The organism is Halorubrum tibetense (assembly GCF_042661865.1).
GTDB lineage: Archaea > Halobacteriota > Halobacteria > Halobacteriales > Haloferacaceae > Halorubrum > Halorubrum tibetense.
Map to the genome: position 1 here is coordinate 1 of NZ_JBHSWW010000383.1, position 1,850 is coordinate 1,850.

Sequence of the window (1,850 nt, forward strand, 5' to 3'; positions counted from 1 at the left end):
ATAAGACCAACGCTGAGTTCGCAAGCACACTCTATCGGCTTATTCAGAATTCAGTTGGGGAAAATAACGCAGTTCTCGTGCTGACTGCATCCTCTACATCTTGCACAAGGTTCTTCTCGGTTACTCGACAAACCGTCAGCTCCGTTGAGCCACCTCACCTCTGAATTGCTCACAGGGCATCAACGACGAGTGCTAAACCGTGCCGTGTATTCAGCGCAGAGTTTGTATCACCCCTGAAAAGTCTCAGCAGAGCCGGGAGGATCAATAGAACCAATGAGGGTCAAATCGCGCACTACTGACCGTTCCACGTAAGTGACTCCACGGTCGGAAAGGTGTCTCTCGCTGTGTGGGGCGGATTATAGTACCGGGATTTGATCTCGTAGTACCCAAACTCAGGTAGGATTCGAGCACATGCCTGTGCCAACCCTTCGTCTGCTGTGTGCGTGATGACTCGGATACGGGCATTCTGCTCAAACAGTCGCACCGCAAGTGCGACTATCGATGCATCCCGCCAGTTATTCGTCACTGGATACTTGCTTCGCTGATTCAGGAAGTCATCCGTAAGATGTTGCGCCTGTGTAACCGGATCGGCCACCGACTCAAATTGCTCATCTCGATTCGCAGTCAGGGGTAGTGCAATCCGGATCCATCCGTCTACAACTCCGGCATCCAGATATGGATTCACCGCCGGCACCGTCCCATAATCCGTCAGTTCACGATAGATCGACGCTGGCACCCACAGTTCCGTGTCGGCTTGTTCTACGGCGATCTGCAACGAGTCAAGAAGCGGATTCGGTGACTTGCCCAGACTACGAAAAATCACCGCATCAACGATATTGGCCGTGTACATTAGCTTATCGCTCAGTCAGCAGATCGTCGTCCTCGTCGACGACATCGTCTGGTGTGTACGTCGTTGGATCGGAATCATCACCCAGATCGTGGATATCATAGAGGGCTTCCAGAAGGTCGTAGGTCGTTCCGTGTGAAAGATCGGTGAGACTCGCAATTTGCCGGACTGTGATGTCACCCACGCTGTGAGATTTAATCATATCATGAGCCAGTGCAAAAGTCACCAGCCCGTGCTCATCGCGGACACGCGCGATAACAGGGTACTCGGTGGCGTGTGCGACGACCGCAACGAGTTCAGGCGTAATCGACACTTCCATCCCCCGAATCGTCAGCTGTAACTCGAACTTCTCTGCTTCGTATCGCTTCGGATTGCTCTCATCCTCGATCTCAGTGATGAGCCCCGCCTGTGCTAATTTTCCCAGATACTCGTAAACCGTCTTTTTCGAAATCGTACTCAGGTCGACGAGTTCAGGTGCAGTAATAGCTGGTGAATGGCGAATCGCAGTATAGAGCGTAGCAAGGTCTGGATTCGTCAGTAGCTCAGTAAACGTCGGCACCCCAGTGATCGGTGCGATACTGTTGTCCACGCCCCGAACGTGCTCCGTTTCGTAGCTCATTGTATAGTGTTACGAAACTCGAAACTATAAGCGTTTGCCCAAACCATCTCTCACCGAGCCGCTCATCATGTCTAGACTCGTGTGTTCTTGTGGCCAAGCACAGTGTGTCTGTCCGACTCTTGTCAAGATCCGCGTGCAAGATACTGAGAAGAGTAGTAGGATAGTCTCAGGGTGTCATACAACGTTTCCCATACCTGTTAGCACCGCCCCGAATCAGTCAATTCAAGGGAGCCACGTATCGATGCCGAACACCGACCTCTCCACAATATGTCAGCAGCGGCGTGCAAGATACAGAGGGTCGGGCTTGTTTAGTCGCGTGAGATCACGGTTGTGAGTGGCTGACGGCTACCCCAAGACAGTTATCTACACCTTTCAAAATGAGTA

2 protein-coding genes are annotated in these 1,850 nt (G+C 52.1%); both read right to left on the bottom strand.

Features of this window, described 5'->3' with window-relative positions:
* Positions 1-292: 292 nt before the first annotated feature.
* Positions 293-850, bottom strand: coding sequence for a hypothetical protein (locus tag ACFQEU_RS15320; protein ID WP_379783561.1), 558 nt, complete (start codon positions 848-850; stop codon positions 293-295).
* A gap of 4 nt (positions 851-854) precedes the next feature.
* Positions 855-1,466, bottom strand: a complete 612-nt coding sequence (locus tag ACFQEU_RS15325; RefSeq protein ID WP_379783563.1) for a helix-turn-helix domain-containing protein — start codon at positions 1,464-1,466, stop codon at positions 855-857.
* Positions 1,467-1,850 lie beyond the last annotated feature (384 nt).

Excerpts from the sequence above, each read along its gene's own strand:
- ACFQEU_RS15320 (WP_379783561.1), bottom strand. The coding sequence starts at position 850 with ATGTACACGGCCAATATCGTTGATGCGGTGATTTTTCGTAGTCTGGGC.
- ACFQEU_RS15325 (WP_379783563.1), bottom strand. The coding sequence starts at position 1,466 with ATGAGCTACGAAACGGAGCACGTTCGGGGCGTGGACAACAGTATCGCA.